Genomic DNA, 19,263 nt, shown 5'->3' on the forward strand with positions numbered 1-19,263 from the left:
GTATCCGTCGAACGGTGGACAGCGGGATTAGGTAAGCAGGCCCAGCGACATCGCCGTGGTCACCGCGGCGGTGCGGTCGGACACCCCGAGCTTGTTGAATGCCCGCAGCAGATGGGTTTTCACCGTCGCCTCGCTGATGTGCAATGCGCGCCCGATATCCGCGTTGGTCTTGCCCTTTGCGACAAGCGTAAGCACGTCAACCTCGCGGGCCGACAACGCCGGCGACGCGGGTTGGCGCACCCAACGCACCAAGCGGTCGGCCACCGAGGGAGCGAGCACAGTCTTGCCGCGGGCCGCATCACGCACCGCCTCAGCCAGTTCCGCGCGAGACGCGTCCTTCAGCAAGTACCCGGCTGCACCGGCCTCGACGGCCCGCAGGATGTCGGCGTCGGACTCGTAAGTGGTGACAACCAGGACCCGGGTGTTCGGCAGCGCCGCGAGGATGCGCTCGGTCGCGGTTACGCCGTCGACATCGGGCATGCGCAGATCCATCAGAATGACGTCCGGGCGCAGTGATTCGGCCATCGCGACCGCCTCGGCGCCGTTGCCCGCCTCGCCGACGACGGTGAGGTCCGTCTCCGCGTTGATCATGCCGCGCAGGCCCTCCCGGACCACCGGATGGTCGTCGACAAGCAAGACCGTCGTCATGCCGGAACCTCAATGTCGATGGTGACCCCGCCACCGGGTGTTCGGGACACCCGCATGGTCCCGCCCACCTGCGCCACCCGTGCCTTCATCCCGCGCAGGCCGAACCCTTCAGGGTGATCGCTCGATAGCCCAATGCCGTTGTCCGCCAACGTCAACCGAACGCCATTGGCCACGGCCGACAGCTTGGCGCACACTGCGCTTGCCTGAGCATGCTTGCGGATGTTGGCGAGCGCTTCTTGAGTGGCGCGCAGCAGCACCACGTCGGCGGCCATGCCCAGCGTGGGCAGGTCGCGATCGGCGGAGAACTTCACCGCGATGCCGGTCTCGGCGGTGAGTTTGTCGCATTGACGCCGGATCGCCGCGGCCAGCGAACCTTCGCCGAGGACCGTCGGGGACAACCCGGCCACGATCACCCGCGCTTCGGCCAGGTTTTCCCGCGCCGTCGTCCGGATCAACTCGAGATGTCTATCAGCGGCGGCCCGATCGGAGTCCAACTCCGCCTCGACGGCCTGCGATAGGGCCACGATGCTGGTGTACCCCTGCGCGAGCGTGTCGTGAATCTCGCGGGCCAGCCGTTCTCGTTCGGCCGCCGCACCGGCCTCGCTCGAAAGCCGAGCGCTCTCGGCGCGGCTCGCCGCGAGCTCCTTGACCACCGCTGCCAATTTCGTGCGTTGCCGCGTCGCAAGTGCACCCAATGTGCCGATTACCGGAGCGGCGATAACACCAATTAACGTAACGCCGAACACCAGCGGGATATCTGTGGAGATGGGCCGTCCCGCGGTTAGCACCATAATCAGCGGCGTGACGGTGACCGCAATGGTCACCACAGGCGCGGCCCACATCGGCAACGATGTGTAGATCACGGGATAGATCGCCGGTACCGCGGCCATCGCCACCGGCACCGGCGCGTCCACGACAGGCGAGCACGATATCGCCAGCAGAGACAACGCCACAACGACGCCGACAAGCACCCATGACTGCCAGGTCGATTTGTCAGAACGCAGTACCGGACGCCCAACAGTTAGGACACACACCACGATGGCGGCCATCGCAGCAGCGACGATTGACGGGTTGCCGCCACGATTGTTCGGCATGAGGACTGCTGTGATCGTCGCTATGCCCACGCCGCCGACGTAGAGTCCCCATGCCCAATGCCACTCGCCGGCGGTACGGACGGCTGCCCGCAGCCGCGGCGTGTCGGCCGCGTCCATTACCTGATGCTAGCGCCGGGGCGAGCGTTGGCGGCGCGCGTCAGAAGGTCGTGTTCGAGGCTCGGGCACGGTGTGAACACTTCCGGCGATCCAGAAACGCCGCCGCCTGTATCGACGTATCGCGCTCGGCAGCGTCGCTGGGTGTGCCCGACCACGCATTTATCGACGCGTCAGAACTTGGCGATCCGCCGCCGCGCGCCCATGCCACCAACTCGGGAATGACGATAAGCGCACCGAGCGTAGCCACGGGTATCGTCCAGGCGCGTCGGTGCGCTATGGCGCTTTTGCACTGATCGGCGAAGTTGGCGACGGGCCGCACCGCTCGCGATGCACCACCCTGCGTGAATTGCGGATCCTGCGGATCGTGACCCTGGTCATCTACTGTCGCCTGCAGCAAGTCGGCGTGATACCCGTTGCCACACTTGAGCTGGACGCCCCACTGGTCGTAGGTGCTGAGATGAACGGGAAAACAGAGCGCGACCAAGGCAGCCACGAATAGAGAGGCGCCGATCAGCATGTCCACCCACCCGCGGGTTATCACCTTCGCTGATTCGTCCATGCCCCGATCATGGGCAGTCTGCTGCTCTTACACGACGGCCTGACGGCTGAATTGGGTGTCGGTCGAACGGTGGATACCGGGTATCACAACGTCGTGTCGTGGGCGGGCGGCCGGTGCGCACGGTAGCGGCGATCCAGCACGGCCGCTTCGTGGAATTCCTCTTCGGGCAGGGCGGCCGGCGGCGGACCGGCCGGTTCGGCAGACCCCGGCTCGGGGACACTCGGTGACCCGCCGCGCATCCACGCCGCCATTTCGCCGATGACGATCAGGGTGCCGGCGGCGGTCAACGGTATCGCCCAGGCGCGTCGGTGCAGCAGGGCGCTCTTGCATTGGTCCAAGTAGTTGGTGGCCGGCCTGGACTGCTGCGCGGGTTCCTGATCGCTGATGCTCGCCTGCAGCAACTGCGTGTAGTAGCCGTTGCCGCATTTGATCTGGATGCCCCAGCGGTCGTGTGCGTCGAGGTAGACGGGCAAGCACAGCACGACCAGCCCGGCGGCGAGGAGGGCGGTGCCGACGAGCATGGCCAACCAACCACGGCTTATCACCTTGGCCGATTCATCCATGTCCCGATGATGCGCCCGGCGACCGGGGGTTGCGCAAGCCTCGGCCGCAGGGTTTTTCAGGTGATGAGGATGTAGTCGTCGTCGTTGGGCTGGGTCAGCATCGTGGTCAGCCGTTTGCGGTCGAAGGGCCACAGGTCGATGTGGTTGTCGTCGGCGAAGTACCAGGAGTTGCAGCCGGTATTCCAGACCGTCGGTCTCATTGCTTCGGCGACGTCGTCGGCGAAGCGGCTGGTGGCTTCCTCGGTGATTTCGACGGTGGTGATCTCGCCGTCGCGGAACCGGCGCAGCCACCCGGTGATGTAGCGGGCGGTCAGTTCGGCGACGTGCTGCAGTGACATCGAGCCGGAGGGGGAGTTGGGGCCGAGCACGGTGAACAGGTTCGGGAATCCGGGGATCGCGGTCATCGCCCACGCGCGCGGGCCCTTCGCCCAGGCGTCGTCTATCGACAGCCCGTCGCGGCCGCGCAGGTTCAGCGGGCGCATGTAGTTGTGCGCCTGAAATCCGGTGGCGAGCACGATGACGTCGACCTCGTGGTGTGTGCCGTCGGCGGTTTGTATCCCGGTCGGGGTGACCGCGGCAATGGGCTCGGTGACGAAGCTGGCGTTCGGCTTGGCGATCCGCCGGTAGTAGCTGGCCGAGATCACCTGGCGTTTGCAGAACGGCTGATAACCGGGGGTGAGACGGCGGCGAAGGTCCTTGTCCCACACCTGAACTCGCAGGCACAGCCGCGCATAGTCCTGGGCCAGCCGCCGCCGCCAGGACGGTCGGGTAACCAAGTCGACCACGAGATCCGAACCGAAGCGCTGGCCGCGGTCCACGGTCCAGGCCAGCCCCGGCAGCGCCTGCAGGAGCCAGCTGACGACACGTGGCTGGCGCAGTCCCATCGGCATCCACATCACCCACTGCGGCGTGCGAACGAAATGGGTGATGTGCGCGGCAGTGGGCTGCAGCGCCGAGAACACTTGTACGCCAGTCGAACCCGTGCCGATCAATGCCACCCGCCGGCCCGCGGTGTCGACATCAGTCCAGCGGGCAGTGTGCATCACCGGCCCGGCAAACGAGTCCAACCCGGGAATGTCCGGGATCGCGGGATGATGCAGTACCCCGGTGGCGGCGACCAGGAAGTCGGCGTCGATCGTGTCACCGTCGGCGGTGGATATCTGCCATCGGTTGTCCGTCCACGCCGCCGAGGTGACCTCGCAGCCCAGCCGGAGATGCCGGTCGAGCTGCAGGCGCTCGACGAGATCACGGTGGTATTGGCGGATCTCCTCGCCGGTGGCCCAGACGTGTTTCCAGTCGGGCTTCGGCGCGAACGCGAACTGGTAAGTGTGCGAGGGCACATCACATCTCAAGCCCGGGTAGCGGTTCCAATGCCAGACGCCGCCGACGTCGGAGCCCTTTTCCAGAATCGTGAAGTCGGTGAAGCCGGCCTGGCGGAAGGCGTGGGCGGCGGCGATGCCCGCCATGCCGGCCCCGACGATGACGATCCCGGGCTCGCGCCGGTGCCCGCCCGAGGATTCGACCGGCAGCGACCGAAGCCCGCGCAGCACCGGGCTGGCGATCCGCGTCGGTACTCCGGCAGGCGCGAGGTGCGGCAGCCGACGCGAGAGCATTTCGATCGCGGCGCGACTTTCGATGCGGGCCAATGCATTGCCGATGCAGAAGTGGATGCCGGAACCGAACGCGATGTGCTCGTTGGCATTCCGATCGAGGCGGAATTCGTCGGGGTCTTCCCAACGGCGGGGATCGCGGTTGGCGGAGCCGATCAGCGGGAGCACTCTGGCTCCGGCGGGGATCGTGGCATCGCCGATCGTGACGTCGGTGGTGGCAATGCGCAGAAGACCCTGGCCGGGACCGTCGAAGCGCAGTGTCTCCTCCACGGCGGCCGCCGCCAGGGACGGATCGGCGGTGATCTGCTGCCACAGGTCGCGGCGCTCCAGCAGGGCCAGCATGGCATTGGAGATGAGGTTGGTAGTCGTCTCGTTGCCGGCGACCAGTAGAAGAACGCAGAAGTTGATCAGTTCGACGAGGCTCAGGGCGTCGGTGTCGCCGGTGACCAGCAGGCTGACCAGGTCGTCGCCGGGATTGCGGCGCCGCTCGCGCACGGTTCGTGCGAAGAACCATGAGATCTCCGCGGCGCTGGCCAGCATCTTGGCTTTGCTGCCGCCGGTGAGTAGCCCGTTGACCAGGTTGTCAGACCAGCGTTTGAAGTCGTCGTGGCGATCGGCGGGGATGCCCATCATCTCGGCGATCACGATGGTGGGCAGCGGGGAGGCCAGATCCGCAACCAGATCGATCGATCGGTTGTCGGCCTTCGCGCCCATGTCGTCCACGAGGCGTTCGGCGATTTGGCGAATCCGGGGCTCCCACGCGGTGATTCGTCGCGGGGTGAACGCCCGGCTCACTTTGCGGCGCAGCACAGTGTGCTCGGGCGGGTCGCTTGTCAGCAAGGTACGAAGCGGCACAACGCGTCCGAGTGTGCCGGCGAGCCCCGCTGGGATCTTCATCGACGGGTTGAATGGGTTGTCGTCGAAGCGTGAAGCCTTGCCCAGATCCGAGGAGAACCGTTGCGCATCGCGCACTGCGACCGTGACGTCGTCGTGGCGGCTGAGGATCCATAGATCGGGGTCCGTGCTGTGGTAGACCGGTGCCTCGTCGCGCAGCCGGGCATAGTGCGGGTAGGGGTCGGCAATGACAGCCGGATCGTTCAGGTCGAAGACGGTTTGGGTCATCTGCGCGCCCCGATCGCGGTCATCAGTGTGTGAACCCATTGCCGGATGAATCGGTCCTCGTCGATTCCCAGCGGACGATCATTGTGGATGGACGTTGCGATCCAATAGTTCTCGATCGCGCCGAGCCAGATCGCGGTGATCGCCTCGAAATCGCGATCTACTGAATCGTCGTGCGGTGCTTTGTCTTCGAGCCACTTGGCCAGGAACTGGCGCGACCGGACGAACAGGCGATCCCGGGCGTCGGCCATCACATCCGGAAACCGGTCACCTTCCTTGGCCATCACACGAATCAGGTCCCGCCAGTTGGTCATCAGCACCAGCGAGCCGCGGGCGACGAGGGTCAGCTCGGCCTCGAGGTTGCCGAGCGACAGCATCGGAGCGAGCGTGAAACTCGCGTCGGCGGTCTGTATCGCCCGTTCGACCGCCGCGGCCATGACCTGATGCTTCGACCCGAAATGGGTGTAGAGGGCGCCGGAGTGTGGCGACAGCCCGGCGGCTTCTTCGATCGAAGCGACCGACGTGCCGGCGTAACCGTTTTCGGCGAACAGCCGCAGCGCCTCGTTGAGGATCCGATCGCGGGTGCTGTCGGCCACCTTCGCCGTCCAATCAAGTGCTTGGGTCTTCCAAGCATATGCTTGTTCAATCGGCCTGTCTACGGCCCGTCGTCTTCGTCGTCTCCGTCGCGGAGGAGTTTTTCGGGGTGGTGGTAGTTGTTGGTGCGGGGTTGGCCGTGGTCGAGGTGGGGTGGTGGGATCCATTCGGTGTGGCCTGTGGTGTTTTTGCGGGTGGTCCAGCCGTTGTCGGCGAGCGGGTGATGCCCGCCGCAGCCGAAGGTGAGGTCGTTGACGTCGGTGGTGCGGCAGGTGGCCCATGGGGTGCAGTGGTGGGCTTCGCAGTGGTAGCCGGGTACCGGGCAGTTGGGGAAGCTGCAGCCGCGGTCCTTGGCGTAGAGCACGATCCGCTGGGCGGGGGAGGCGAGGCGTTTGGTGTGGTAGAGCGCCAATGCTTGGCCCTTGTCGAAAATCGCCAAGTAGTGATGCGCATGCGAGGCTAGCCGGATCACATCGGACATGGGCAGCAGTGATCCGCCGCCGGTGAGGCCGTGTCCTGCGCCGGTTTCGAGCTCTTGCAGGGTGGTGGTGACGATGATGCTGGCCGGCAACCCGTTGTGCTGACCCAGCTTTCCGGAGGCCAGCAGTGCGCGTAGCCCGGCCAGCAGCCCGTCGTGCTGGCGTTGATGGGTTCCACGAGAGTCCCGCTGGGCCGCCTCGTCGGGGGCTGGCCCGTCGAGGACCGGGGCCACATCGTCGGGGTTGCACATGCCCGGGGCGGCCAGTTTGGCCCACACCGCTTCGATGGTGGCGCGCAACTCTGGGGTCACCCAGCCGCTCAGTGGTGACATGCCGTCGTGTTGCTGGCGGCCCAGGGTCAGGCCGCGCCGGCGCGCCCTGTCGTCGTCGGTGAAATCGCCATCGGGGTTCAGACAATCCATAAGCCTGTCGGCCAGCTTCGATAGGTCATCGGGGCGATGCTGCCCGCCCAACTCGGCCAGATGCGCTTCGGCGTGCTGGCGGGTTTCGGCGTCGACGAATCCCGGCAGCCGGTGCAGGAAGCTGCGGATTACCGCCACATGGCCCGCCCCGATCTGTCCGGCGCGTTGGGCGGCGGCGGTGGCGGGCAACAGCGGCTCTAACGGTTCGCCGGTGATGGCCTGGCGCGCTCCGAGGTCTTTGGCTTCCCCGATGCGTCGGCTGGCTTCGGCGGGGGTGATGCGCAGCCGCTCGGCCAGCGCGAAGCGCAGCGTGCCGCCCAACTCGGTCTCGCTGGCCTGCGCGGTGATCTGGGTGATCAGCGGGTGTTCGACCGCGGGCAGGCGGCGGCGCAGGGTTTCGCAGCGCTGCAGCATGGCCAGCGCTTCCGGAGTGCTCAACACATCGAAGGACAGGTCCAGGGCGCGTTTGAGGTCGGCCTCGAGCGCGTCGAAGACCCCGACGATCTCTTCACGACTACTCGAACGCATGTTCGAATGCTATCAGCCCGGTCCGACCTTCGCCACCAAAATTTCCACATGGAAAACCAAAGTGACACAAGTGATTACAGTGGTTCAGGAGGCCGCCCGGCACCTGTAACGAGGTCACCCCGACCATCGGTGACGAGACACGCGGATGGTTAAGTGACCGTCGTGAAGCAATTGACAGCTGTCTTGGGGTCCCTGACCGGGTTGGCGTTCACCGCCAACGGCTACCGCCCGCTGAGCAAGCGCGGCTACCCCTCGCTGTTCGCTTTCGCCTACGGCGTGTTCGCCTCGGAACTACCGCTGCAGGTTCTCGGCGGCCAACTCGCGACACTGGCCGCAGTGACTCGCCGGCTCTCACCGCGGGTGCGCTGGTTCAGTTGGCTGGTGTCGGCCGTGTCATGGCTGGGCCTATTAGGTCTGCATCGCATCGGCCGCCAATCCGACAGTCCGCTGACCGCCGCGCTGGATGCCGGGCTGGGCGCGGGCCGTCGCACCGAATCGGGCGACCTCTGGAAGCGGCCCGCGGGCGCGGGAACCGCCAAGACACCAGGCGTCATCCGCATGATGCGGGTCTACGGCGATTACGCGCGCGACACCAACATCAGTTACGGCCCATACGGCTCGCGCAACCACCTCGACATTTGGCGGCGTCCCGATTTGGATCCCAAAGGACAGGCTCCGGTGCTGCTGCAGGTTCCCGGCGGTGCGTGGATGCTGGGAAGTAAACGCCACCAGGCGTATCCGTTGATGAGTCATCTGGCCGAATTGGGCTGGGTCTGTGTCGCGATCAACTACCGGCTCAGCCCGCGATCGACCTGGCCCGACCACATCGTCGACGTCAAACGTGCACTGGCCTGGACCAAGGAGCACATCGCCGAATACGGCGGGGACCCGGACTGGATTGCGATCACCGGAGGGTCGGCCGGCGGGCACTTGAGTGCGTTGGCCGCGGTGACTGCGAATGACCCGGTATTTCAACCCGGTTTCGAGGACTCCGACACCAGCGTGCGCGCCGCGGTCCCGTTCTATGGCGTCTATGACTTCACCCATAGCGACTCGCTGCACCCACTGATGACGCCGACGCTCGGCAAATACGTATTCAAGCTGTCGCGCAACGAAACCACGGAAGCTCTGCGCGCCGCCTCGCCAATCAGCCACGTCGGTCCCGATGCGCCACCGTTTTTCGTGCTGCATGGGCGCAACGACTCGCTGATCCCGGTCGAACAGGCCCGCGCCTTCACCGCGCGGCTGCGGGAAGTCAGCAAAGCACCGGTCGCGTACGCCGAATTACCGTACGCGCAGCACGCTTTCGACATCTTCGGGTCGGCCCGTGCCCAGCACGCAGCCGTAGCTGTCGAACAGTTCCTCGCCGAGATATACGTGCGCTCGAGGGTTACATCAGCGACTTGACGTCACCGCCGGACCGACGCGCCGAGTGTGCATCGTCATACACTCTTCGCGGCGTGTCGCGTATGAAACCGCACAGTCGGCGGAAGATCAGGCGTCGATCACCACGCGATCGCCCTTGGCCCGCGAGACGCAGACCAACATTTCGTCGTCGCCCTCGGCGGCGCGCCCGCGGCGTTCCACGTCGCCGGCCAGCACCTTGACCTTGCAGGTTCCGCAGAAACCCTGCTGACACGAATACGGGGTGGCCGGGTCGCGGTCGAGCATCACCGCCAGCGCCGAGCGGTTCGCCGGCACGCTGACCACGTGCCCAGACCGCGCGAGCTCCAACTCGAAGGGAACCCCGTCGACCACCGGCGGCGGACTGAACCGCTCGTAATGCAATGGCGCGTCGGCATGTTTGTCACGTGCTGCGCGCACCGACTCCAGCATGCCGGTCGGTCCGCATACGTAGACGGCCGTCGTCGGCCCGGCATCGGCAAGCAGGTCCGCCGCGGTGGGGATCCGGCCGCGCTCGTCGTCCGCCCAGACAGCGACCCGGTCCGGCGCCACCGCCACAAGCTCGTCCAGCAGCGGCATGTACTGGCGGCTGCGGCCGGCATACACTGCGCGCCAATTGATTCCGTGCTGCTCGGCGACCTGGACCATGGGCAGGATCGGCGTGATCCCGATACCGCCGATCACGAACAACACCTCGCGTTCGTCCGTCACGAGATAGAACGCATTGCGCGGGCCTTCCAACACCAGCGAGTCACCCACGTCGAAAGTGTCGTGCATCTCGATCGAGCCGCCGCCGCCGTCGGCGATGCGGCGCACGGCGATCCGGTAGTCGGTGCGCCGGCCGGGCGGGCCGCACAGCGAGTACTGCCGATGCCGCCCCGACGGGAGCCGCACATCGATGTGCGCACCGGGCGTCCACGACGGCAACAGTCCGCCATCGGGATCGGCCAGCGTCAACGCCACCACATCGGGTGCCAGCACTTCGCGCTTGGTGACCACCGTGGCGATGGTGCGCTGTACCGGCGTCACCCGCGACGGCGTCCACCGCGACGCCGATGCCAGCCCGCCGAACAGTGTGCCGACACCGTACAGCGCGGTCAGCGCGCGATCGCGCTTGCGCCGGCCGTACAGGTCCGCGGGTCTGCTCCTCCAAATACCTTGCGTCACAGTCATCTTCTCACGTCTGCCGAAGGTCGAACCGAGCGAACAGCCGGACCAGCGACGGGCTGATGCGGCGCAGTGCGTAGCCGACTCTGGACTCGGCTGCGACCGGCAGCACCGCCGGTCCGGTCCGGACTGCCTTGACGATCGCCTTCGCGACCGCTTCCGGCGTGTAGTTACGCCGCCGATACGCGGCGTCGGCCTTCTGCCGGGCGCGCTCCTGCCGCTCGGCCGAAAAACCAGCGTAGACAGTGCTTTTGGCGATATTGGTATTGACGAACCCGGGGCACACCGCCGTCACCGTGATGCCCTCGTCGGCGAGGTCCGCGCGCAGCGATTCGCTCAATGCGAGAACCGCGGCCTTCGTAGTGCCATAAGCGACCATGGATTTCGAGGGCAAAAATGCTGCCGCCGACGACACGTTGATGATCGTCCCGCCCTGGCCACGCTCGACCATCTGCGCGCCGAACACCCGGCTACCGTTGATGACGCCGCGGACGTTGACCCCCATGATGGTGTCCCAGTGCTCCGGCGTCGTCTCCAGGAACCGGCCGGCCATCCCGATGCCGGCGTTGTTGACCAGGATGTCGACCACACCATGCTTGCCCAGCACTTGCGCGGCAAGGTCGTTCATCGCCGCTTCGTCGCTGACGTCGACCTCATAGGCCGCGGCCTCGGCCCCGGCGGCCCGCACAGCCTCCGCGGTTTCGCCCGCGCTGCCGGCATCGAGGTCGACGACTACGACAGTGGCCGCACCCTGACGGGCCAACTCCACTGCGGTGGCCCGGCCGATCCCGGCGCCGGCGCCGGTCACCAGCGCGAGTTTGCCCACCACGTCACGTGATCCGGTGTTGACGACCGAGTCGTCCGGTGCGCCCTCGGCGACCAGGTCCACCCACTCGCCGGTGAGCCGGGCGATGACGTCGGGACGCGCCGTCACCACCCAGTGCCCGCCCTCGATCGGGACGATCCTGCCGACCGGCGCGAGAGAACCGGTGAACCGCTGCAGCGGCGGCGAGACGAAATAGTCCTTGCGCGCGGCCAGCACCTGCACCGGGACACGCGTTTCCGGCAGCTGCGCTGGCGGCGCCAGTATCGGCGCGGGCATGTTGGCGCGGTAGAGGTTGAGCCCGTGGAGGTAGTCGTGGATCGACCGGTACGGCGCAGGGCGCCGGCTGCGGGTGCTCGACCGGCCGATACGTTCAACCGCCTCAAAGACTTTCACTGTCGCCCGGGACCGGATCGCCAGCTCGGGCACACCCGGGCACAAGAAGAACCAGATGTAGCTGGACGCCAGCACCTGCTTGGCGACGTCGGCCACGGCCCGCGGTGTGCGCGCTGACCGCAGGAACTTGCCCGCATAGTTCAGGTGCGGCCCGGAGATCGACGTGAACGACGCGACCCGGCCCATCACCGACTCGTCGGTGACCGCCGCCCACGCCTGAATCGAACCCCAGTCGTGGGCCACCAGGTGAACCTCGTCGACCCCCAGGCTGTCGATCACCGCGGCGATGTCCGAAACCAGTTGTGGGAAGCGGTATCCCGAACGGTCGGCTGGCTTCGACGACTCGCCGGCCCCGCGCACGTCGTAAGCAATGACGTTGTAGCGGTCGGCAAGATGTTCCGCTACTCCGTCCCACACGTGGTGGTTGTCCGGGTAGCCGTGGATAGCCAGGATGGTCGGGCGCTTAGGGTCGAAGTCGGAGTAGGTGTGCACCGCAAGGGTGACACCGTCCGACGCGGTTACAGTGCTGGTGCTCAATGCGACGCCCGTGCGGCAGGTGATTTGGCCAGGTACTCGATCGCTCGTCCGACCCCACCCAGCTGCGACGGATGGAAACTCGGCTTGTAGTACGCACCGATGACCCGCACGAACTCGAACGGCCCGGGCACCAAACCCCGCCGCGCCGCGTCGAAATAGTCCCGCCACCGCGGCTTGGTTCCCGGCGGCAGATGCGGGTCGACCGAGTACATGAACCGCACGCCGCGTGCGAACAGCCACAGCATCGCCGGCGTCACCAGCAGCTGGGTGCGCACCTGGCGCCAGTAGCCGGCCCGCAGGTGCTTCATGGTGTCGAAGGCGACCGCTTTGTGTTCGACTTCTTCCGCGCCGTGCCAGCGCAGCAGATCCAGCATCACCGGGTCGGCACCGAGGTCGTCGAGCTGCGGTGTGTCGAGAATCCATTCACCGAGGATCGCGGTGTAGTGCTCGAGCGCGGCCACGATCGACACCTGCTCTGCCAACCAGCTCTGCCGTCGTCGCCGGCTCCACCAGGGCCGGTCCCCGATGAGCTTGTCGAACATCCAGCCGATCTGGCTGGTGAACGGCGTCAGATCGACGCCCTTGGCGGTGAGGTGGTCGGCCACACCGGCGTGCGCCTGGGAATGCATGGCCTCCTGGCTGATGAAGCCCTGCACGTCCAGCCGCAGTTGGTCGTCCTTGATCAGCGGCAGCGCCCTTTTGAAGACGTCGACGATCCACTCCTCGCCCGCCGGCAGCAGCAGATGCAGGACGTTGCAGAAGTGGGTGGCGAAGACCTCGTTGGGCACGTAGTAGAACGGCAGCTTCGCCCAGTCGAAGTCGACGTCGCGCGCCTGCAGGACGATTCGCTCGTGATCGAGCGTCTCGTCGTGCGGGCCCGCTGCCTGGTCATCGACGGTGAACATCGTTAACTCCCAGTCTAGTTACGCGCTGCACCGCGCCTCGCTTTCCGCCTCGGTGATCAGGCGCTCGCGGCGCAGGAACCGGACGAGGTCGTCGACCGTGTCGGCCAGCGCGGGCTCGCGGCGATGGACCTTGGCCAGCGAGCGCGCCTGCCGGTACTGGCTGTTGTCGTAGCGCTTGTCCCGCATGGCCTGGATCTTGCTCGCCGACCGGGTGAGGAAGTCGACCAGCGGGTAGAGCGGATCGCCCGGCGTGCACCGGTGGTTCACCTCGTCGGTGAACGACGGGATGTCCAGGTAGTCGAAGCGGTAGCCGTGGCGTTCCGATAACAGCCGGGTGATGTCGGTGAGGTTGTAGTAGTCGTCGGCGGTCAGGTTGAAGACCGTGCCCGCCTCGGCCGGAAGGCCCATCAGCGAGACGATGTGATCCGCGATCAGGTCCGCCGGCAGCAGGCTGATCTGGTTGCGGGCATCCACGGCCAAACCGTGCTCGATCATGAACGCGGTGAGCCGCACCAGGATGTCGTCCTGGCTGCCGAAACCCGCATGGGTGGGCGAGATCAGCGACGGCCGGTAGATGCGGACGTCGAGTCCCTGCTGCTGCGCTGACAGCACCAGCTGCTCGGCGACCCACTTGGTCTGCGAGTAGCCGAAGTCCAGGCCGCTCATCTCCTCGTTCGCGTAGTCTTCGCCGACCACCGGCATGGTGCTCCAGCCGTAGATGAAGGTGCTGGAGACCAGGTGGAAGGTCTTCCGGTGCGTGGTCATGGCTAGCCGCAGCAGCTCGTGCGTGCCGCCCACGTTGGTGGGCCGCAGGGCGTCGTAGGTCCGGACGTAGTTGACCAGGGCGCCGTTGTGCACGATGGCGTCGATGCTCTCGGCCAGCTGCTGGAACGCCGCTTCACCGATGCCCAGGTTCGGCTCGGCGAGATCGCCGCAGATCACCCGCACCCGGGCGCGGACCTGGGCTTCCAGGCCGGGGGACCACAGGTGGGCCTGCCGCAGCCCGGCAACGATCCGGTCCAGGCCGTGCGCCGCATCGGTGGCCCGTACCAAGGCGTGCACGGTGTAGGACGTCTGCGCAAGCAGGCTGCTGACCAGGAACGGCCCGAGGAATCCGGTGGCGCCGGTCAGCAGGATGTCGGTCGGCACGCCGTCGCGCGCCGGCGGCAGCGCCGGCAGCGGCAGTTGCGCGTCGGCGCGCATCTGTCGCGTCTCGTATTCCTCGTACTCGGCGGCAATCTGGTCCAGCGTCTGCCGCAAGGTCTGGAGCGGCAGCTCGGCCCCCTCGCCGAACTGCCGCATGAGCCGGAAGAACTCGGCAACCGTCAGCCGCTGCAGCAGCCGCGTGTTGACCTCTTTGGCCAACTCGCCGGCGCCGTGCTCTCTCAGCAAGGCCTGCAGGTCGGTGTGGAGCTCCGCCAGGGCCAGCGAGTCGATGCCCAGGTCGGCGAACGAGCAGTCCTCCTGACCGGTCAGGTCGTAGCTCTCGATGAGGTAGCGGAACCGGTCCAGCGGACCCGCGCCGGCTCCCGGCGCTTCGGGCGCCTGGTGGGTGTGGGTCGCCAGCGCGGGCAGCTTGCCGTCCAGCCACAGCTGACGGGTGTGCGCGCGCCGGATCTTCCCCGACGTAGTCTTGGGAATGCTGCGCGGCGGTGAGAACACGATGGTCTGCGGGTCGATGTGGCAGTGCCTGCGGATCGCCCGCGCCAGCATCCTGGCATCCGGCAGCGCGTCCTTGTCGCGCACCTCGGCGACCACGACCAGCGCTTCCTGGTCATCGCGCTCGACCGAGAAGGCGGCGACGCAGCCGCCCCGGACCTGTGCGGCCGAGCGTTCCACGACGGCCTCGACGTCCGACGGGTAGCAGTTGACGCCGCGCACGATGATCAGGTCCTTGCGCCGGCCGCAGACGAACAGCTCGCCTTCGTAGAGGAAGCCGAGATCGCCGGTGCGCAGATAGGTGTGGTCGTCGTCGCCGACGATGCGGGCTTCGAAGGTCTCCGCGCTCAGCTCGGGACGCCGCCAGTAGCCGCCGCCCTTGGACGCGCCGTCCACCCAGACCTCGCCGATCCGGCCCTCGCCCAAGTCCTGTCGCGATTGCGGGTCGACGATGCGGATCACGTTTCCGGCGACGGCCTTGCCGGAGCTCACCAGCGGGGTCTGGTTGTTGTTCTCGGGCACGGCCTTTTCGACCCGCACCGCATTCTGTTCCAGCGCCCGCTTGTTCACAGTCACGGTTTGGCGCCCCTTGAGCGTCACTCCCAGAGTGTTTTCGGCCAGGCCGTAAGCACCGGTCAGCGCGTCGGGTCGCAGACCGTAGGGCGCGAAGCGCTCCCGGAAACGTGCGAAGGTCTTGTCCCGCAACGGTTCTGCGCCGACCACGATGCTGTCCAGGCTGCTCAGGTCGATGCCGGCAAGTTCGGAGTTGGGAAGCTTGTCCTCCCGCAGGCAGTACTCGAGGCCGAAATTCGGCGCCGGTGTGTGGGTGCCGCGGACCTCGCTGATCAGCCGCAGCCAGGCTGACGGCCGCTGGAGAAAGTCGGCGGGCGACATCCCGTGCGTGGTCCCGCCGAGCACCACGATGAACAAATAGGCGGAGATCAAACCCATGTCGTGGTGCTGCGGCAGCCAGCTGACCGCGATTTCCTTGCCGGCGAACGCCGAAGCGTTGGCGATGACGTTGGCGTGGCTGACGATCACGCCCTTGGGGTCGCTGGTGGAACCGGAGGTGTACTGCAGGAAGAGCACCGGACCCGGGGTGTCCGCGACGGCAGCGCCGCCGAAGTCCTGGGTGGCATCCGTGGCGAACCAGGGCAGGTCCGGCAGCTGCGCGACGTCGGCCCAGGGCAGCCCGCCGTGCTGGTTGCCCAAGAGCGAGCGGAAGTCGTATTCGAGCTGCTTGGTCGACAGCACGGCCTTGGCCTGGCAGTCCCGCGCGATGAAGCTGAGCTTGGCCAGCCCCGCTTCAAACGACATCGGCAGGGGAGGGCTGACCGGAACAGCGATCACCCCGAGGCGAGCGCAGGCATAGAAGGCCGCGACCATCTCCAGGCCCGGCGGGTAGACCAGCAGCGCCCGGTCTCCCGGCCGCAGGCCGGCCTCCGCGGAAAGGTAAGCGGCCAGCTCGCGCGTCCGCTCGGCGAAGCTCTGGTACGTGTAGTGCTCGAGCTCGCGCCCCTCGATGTCGACGAAGCGGTAGAGGGTCTGGTCCGGCTGCTGCGCTTCCCACTTCTCGAGGTAATCGATAAGCGTCTCCATCTTCAGGAGTCACTCTCCCTTCCAGGCTTAACTGCAATCAATAGAACAACTTCTCAACGCTTGGATACAGCCGATCGTAGCGCCGCTAAGCAGTGCCTGGCAAAGGCTAACCGGGCTTTTTCGGCGCTATACACCGAACTCACAACAACTTCTCAGCTTCGGCGAAATAGGGCGGCATTTACCGGCGGCGTGTCGGTGTGTTTCTGCTCACGTAAATCGACACGAAATCGCCTTAATTGATCCGCAGATACTGTGGTCAGTAGCTCAGTAGATCATAAATGCCCAGGCTGCAGGCTCGCAATATGACAATACGCTGATACTGCGGTACTGAATCGCTACTTTCCGTAACCCCTGATATTTCTAATCTCTTTCGTCGGCCGACAGCACCGGCCGACCTATTGTTGACGCACAGTCGATACAAATTCGTCAGCGTTGGTCCATATCGCGGGCTACCATATGGCCCTCAAAGGCGAAATCTCAGCAAACATCCTTAGCCGCTGCGGAAAGGCGGTGACCCCTTGCGCCGTCGTGAGCCCGTCGCCACCGCGAGGCCCTGGATGCGTCGACCCGGCGCACTACAGAAGTCATAATGTACTGAGATACGGACTACTGACATACGTCGCCGAAGGAGGCCCAGATGAGCGGTGCCGACCGTATCAAAGGTGGCGTCACCCCCGCGGTCGCGGCGGCGCCGACCGAACCCTTCGCCATCGGCCGGACACGCGCCAGCCGCACCCGACGGACAGTCGATCTTTCACCCGCTCAGCACCGGGCCCTCGACATCTGGCAGCGAGAAGCCGCCGACCGCCTCGGGCTCGCCCGTGTCACCGGGCAAGAAGTGCTGGTCGCGCTCGTCGACCAACTGCTGAGTGACCCCAAGCTCTCGACGCAGATCATCCGCACCATCCGCGCTCGGCGCTGAACGGCGCGGCTATCGGTGCGCTACAGGCGCGACGCGGATGCGCGGCCCGGCGCGGGCCACCAGCCGGACAATCCCGTCGAAGCGCTCGCCGTCGATAATCGGCGACAGCGGCTCGTCGTCGGCCTCGATGATCATCTCTTTGCCGTTGACGTCGCGGACCCCACTGCCGCGCAGCCTGCCGTAGGTGAGCGCTGCGGGAAGCTGCGCGACGATGCTCGAGGGCCTGATCTCGCCGGCCTGGAAATGCAGTGCGCCGGGTTCGGATGCCCGCGGGAAGAGCCGGAACGGCCCGCCGATGCGGAGGTCGATCGCGCCGGCGTGCAGCACCCGGTGCGTCCGGGTCGGGACCTCCTCGCCGTCGATGACGACGCGGGCATGCGTCGGCGTGAACAGGTGAGCCGCCCAGTTTTCCCTGTCCATGTGGCCGGGAGCCACCTTGTTGGTGATGTAGTCGCCGAACGTGCGGCCGATCACGCGCGCGACGGCCGCACGGCCGTGATCGGGGTTGGCGTAGTACTTGTCGTAGAACCGGTTGCCCACGCCGCCGGCGGCCATCCCGAAGCACAGCCGGTGAAACGGCGCGCCATCCGCGGTTGCCCCGTCGAGTTCCAAAGTGTCGAGCGACATTTCGGGCGGAAACTGATCTTTCTCGGCGGCGGCGGCCAGTCTGCGAACGATCGCGTCGGCGCGCCCGCGCACTCCCGCCTTGCGTGCGACGGCGTTGACACTGCCGCCATTGGTGGGCACGAATGCCGGCCAGTGTGCCGGATCGCTGACACAGTGCTGCATTTCGTTCACCAACCAGTGCAGGGCGCCGTCGCCGCCGTCACCAACCAGGTGGGTGATCCGTGGATGGAGCTCCTCGATGACCTTGCGGAGCTCCTCGATCGACGCGGTTTCGTGCACCTCGCCCCACGGGCCGACGATGCGGCGTAGCTCTGCGCTGCGATCTGTCCGCGCAGCCAGGTTCTTGCGTGCGCGCGGGTTGACGATGACGCCCAGATACATGCGGGCGGGTGCGTCGCGTCCCAAATGAATACTCCTCGGGGCGGGGGACTGGGGCGCAGGCGGATCCGCGCGCCATCCCAGGACGATACCTGCGGCGTCGTTTTCGCCGGCCAATCGGCTGACCAGCGGCGGTACTCCACGCACATGCGGACTCATTACTGTGTCTGCCATGCCTGGTTGGACCGCAGCAGACCTGCCCTCGTTCGCCGGACGCACAGTCGTCGTCACGGGCGCCAACGCAGGGCTGGGCGAGGTGACCGCCCGCGAGTTGGCCCGCGTCGGCGCTCACGTCGTCCTCGCGGTGCGCAACACCGGCAAGGGTGAGGCCGCCGCGTCGCGCATGACCGGAGACGTCGAGGTGCGTCGGCTCGACTTGGAAGATCTGTCGTCGGTGCGCGCGTTCGCCGACGGTGTGGACGCGGTCGACGTCCTGGTCAACAACGCCGGGATCATGGCCGTCGACCACGCGCTGACCGTCGACGGCTTCGAGCGCCACATCGGCACCAACCACCTCGGCCACTTCGCGCTGACCAACCTGCTGTTGCCCAGGCTCACAGACCGGGTGGTGACGGTGTCGTCATTGATGCACATGTTCGGCTACATCAGCCTCAAAGACCTGAACTGGCAGTCCCGGCCGTATTCGCGGTGGTTGGCCTACAGCCAGTCGAAGCTGGCCAACCTGCTGTTCACCAGCGAATTGCAGCGGCGCCTGGAGACCGCCGGTGCTTCGCTGCGCGCGCTTGCGGCCCACCCGGGCTGGTCGCACACCAACTTGCAAGGCCAGTCCGGACGCACCGTGAGCGACGCGGTGGTGCTCGCCGTCGACCGGGTGGTGTCCACCGATGCCGACTTCGGCGCCCGGCAGACGTTGTACGCGGTGTCGCAGGATCTGCCCGGCGACACGTACATCGGCCCGCGGTTCGCGTTTTACGGTCCGAGCCAGCCGACCTGGCGCAACTGGCCGGCGAAGCGGGCGAGCACCGCCCCCGCGCTGTGGGAGTTGTCCGAGCGGCTGACAGACACCAAGTTTCCGCTCTGAGGCTGCGCAGATTTCGCGGTTTCGCCGCGAAGCTCGCCGAGCACACTGTGAGCACTAGAGTCACGGCGGAA

Annotated in this window: 15 protein-coding genes and 1 pseudogene; 3 read left to right on the forward strand and 13 right to left on the reverse strand. The window is 66.5% G+C overall.

Annotated features, from left to right (window positions below):
• Positions 1-27: 27 nt before the first annotated feature.
• The 8 genes and pseudogenes from AWC14_RS21930 to AWC14_RS21960 form a co-directional block, all read right to left on the reverse strand.
• Entirely contained in the window at positions 28-648 is a 621-nt protein-coding gene (locus AWC14_RS21930) for a response regulator (RefSeq protein ID WP_045380614.1), read from the reverse strand.
• Complete coding sequence (locus tag AWC14_RS21935; protein ID WP_045380617.1) at positions 645-1,859, reverse strand: sensor histidine kinase; 1,215 nt, start codon at positions 1,857-1,859, stop codon at positions 645-647. The genes AWC14_RS21930 and AWC14_RS21935 overlap by 4 nt, the downstream gene beginning before the upstream one ends.
• A 40-nt stretch (positions 1,860-1,899) precedes the next feature.
• Complete coding sequence (locus AWC14_RS29270; protein WP_052425614.1) at positions 1,900-2,418, reverse strand: hypothetical protein; 519 nt, start codon at positions 2,416-2,418, stop codon at positions 1,900-1,902.
• 83 nt (positions 2,419-2,501) lie between these two features.
• Complete coding sequence (locus AWC14_RS28395; RefSeq protein ID WP_052425615.1) at positions 2,502-2,981, reverse strand: hypothetical protein; 480 nt, start codon at positions 2,979-2,981, stop codon at positions 2,502-2,504.
• Between the two features lie 56 nt (positions 2,982-3,037).
• Entirely contained in the window at positions 3,038-4,510 is a 1,473-nt protein-coding gene (locus AWC14_RS29785) for a flavin-containing monooxygenase (protein WP_268811719.1), read from the reverse strand.
• Positions 4,511-4,600: 90 nt separating this feature from the next.
• A pseudogene (locus tag AWC14_RS29790) lies at positions 4,601-5,752 on the reverse strand (cytochrome P450); the annotation flags it as partial.
• Positions 5,710-6,306 carry a TetR/AcrR family transcriptional regulator gene (locus tag AWC14_RS21955; protein WP_045380620.1) on the reverse strand — a complete coding sequence of 199 codons (597 nt, stop codon included), beginning with the start codon at positions 6,304-6,306 and terminating at the stop codon, positions 5,710-5,712. The pseudogene AWC14_RS29790 and the gene AWC14_RS21955, both read right to left, overlap by 43 nt.
• Before the next feature lie 59 nt (positions 6,307-6,365).
• Complete coding sequence (locus tag AWC14_RS21960; RefSeq protein ID WP_045380623.1) at positions 6,366-7,733, reverse strand: HNH endonuclease signature motif containing protein; 1,368 nt, start codon at positions 7,731-7,733, stop codon at positions 6,366-6,368.
• Positions 7,734-7,886: 153 nt separating this feature from the next.
• Between AWC14_RS21960 and AWC14_RS21965 the strand changes: the two genes are divergently transcribed.
• Positions 7,887-9,140 carry an alpha/beta hydrolase gene (locus AWC14_RS21965; protein WP_045380625.1) on the forward strand — a complete coding sequence of 418 codons (1,254 nt, stop codon included), beginning with the start codon at positions 7,887-7,889 and terminating at the stop codon, positions 9,138-9,140.
• An 87-nt stretch (positions 9,141-9,227) separates the two neighbouring features.
• On the opposite strand, the gene AWC14_RS21970 is transcribed toward AWC14_RS21965, so the two are convergent.
• From AWC14_RS21970 to AWC14_RS21985, 4 genes are read right to left on the reverse strand one after another with little or no spacing between them, the layout of a single operon-like run.
• Positions 9,228-10,310, reverse strand: coding sequence for a PDR/VanB family oxidoreductase (locus AWC14_RS21970; RefSeq protein ID WP_045380628.1), 1,083 nt, complete (start codon positions 10,308-10,310; stop codon positions 9,228-9,230).
• A gap of 4 nt (positions 10,311-10,314) precedes the next feature.
• The gene (locus AWC14_RS21975) at positions 10,315-12,060 is read right to left on the reverse strand and encodes an SDR family oxidoreductase (RefSeq protein ID WP_045380631.1); all 1,746 of its coding nucleotides are present in this window, start codon (positions 12,058-12,060) and stop codon (positions 10,315-10,317) included.
• Entirely contained in the window at positions 12,057-12,965 is a 909-nt protein-coding gene (locus AWC14_RS21980) for a metal-dependent hydrolase (RefSeq protein ID WP_045380633.1), read from the reverse strand. Before AWC14_RS21980 ends, AWC14_RS21975 begins: the two co-directional genes overlap by 4 nt.
• A gap of 18 nt (positions 12,966-12,983) precedes the next feature.
• The gene (locus AWC14_RS21985; protein ID WP_045380636.1) at positions 12,984-16,223 is read right to left on the reverse strand and encodes a thioester reductase domain-containing protein; all 3,240 of its coding nucleotides are present in this window, start codon (positions 16,221-16,223) and stop codon (positions 12,984-12,986) included.
• Positions 16,224-16,860: 637 nt separating this feature from the next.
• On the opposite strand from AWC14_RS21985, the gene AWC14_RS21990 reads away from it, so the two are divergent.
• Positions 16,861-17,145, forward strand: a complete 285-nt coding sequence (locus tag AWC14_RS21990) for a hypothetical protein (protein WP_045380638.1) — start codon at positions 16,861-16,863, stop codon at positions 17,143-17,145.
• 9 nt (positions 17,146-17,154) lie between these two features.
• Here the strand turns inward: AWC14_RS21990 and AWC14_RS21995 are convergent, their stop codons facing one another.
• Entirely contained in the window at positions 17,155-18,153 is a 999-nt protein-coding gene (locus tag AWC14_RS21995) for a diacylglycerol/lipid kinase family protein (protein WP_045380641.1), read from the reverse strand.
• Between the two features lie 169 nt (positions 18,154-18,322).
• Here AWC14_RS21995 and AWC14_RS22000 point away from each other — a divergent pair, with 169 nt between their 5' ends.
• Positions 18,323-19,192 carry an oxidoreductase gene (locus AWC14_RS22000; protein ID WP_057003404.1) on the forward strand — a complete coding sequence of 290 codons (870 nt, stop codon included), beginning with the start codon at positions 18,323-18,325 and terminating at the stop codon, positions 19,190-19,192.
• The last annotated feature ends 71 nt before the right edge of the window (positions 19,193-19,263 follow it).

This window comes from Mycobacterium kyorinense, from assembly GCF_002101735.1.
Taxonomy (GTDB): Bacteria; Actinomycetota; Actinomycetes; order Mycobacteriales; family Mycobacteriaceae; genus Mycobacterium; species Mycobacterium kyorinense.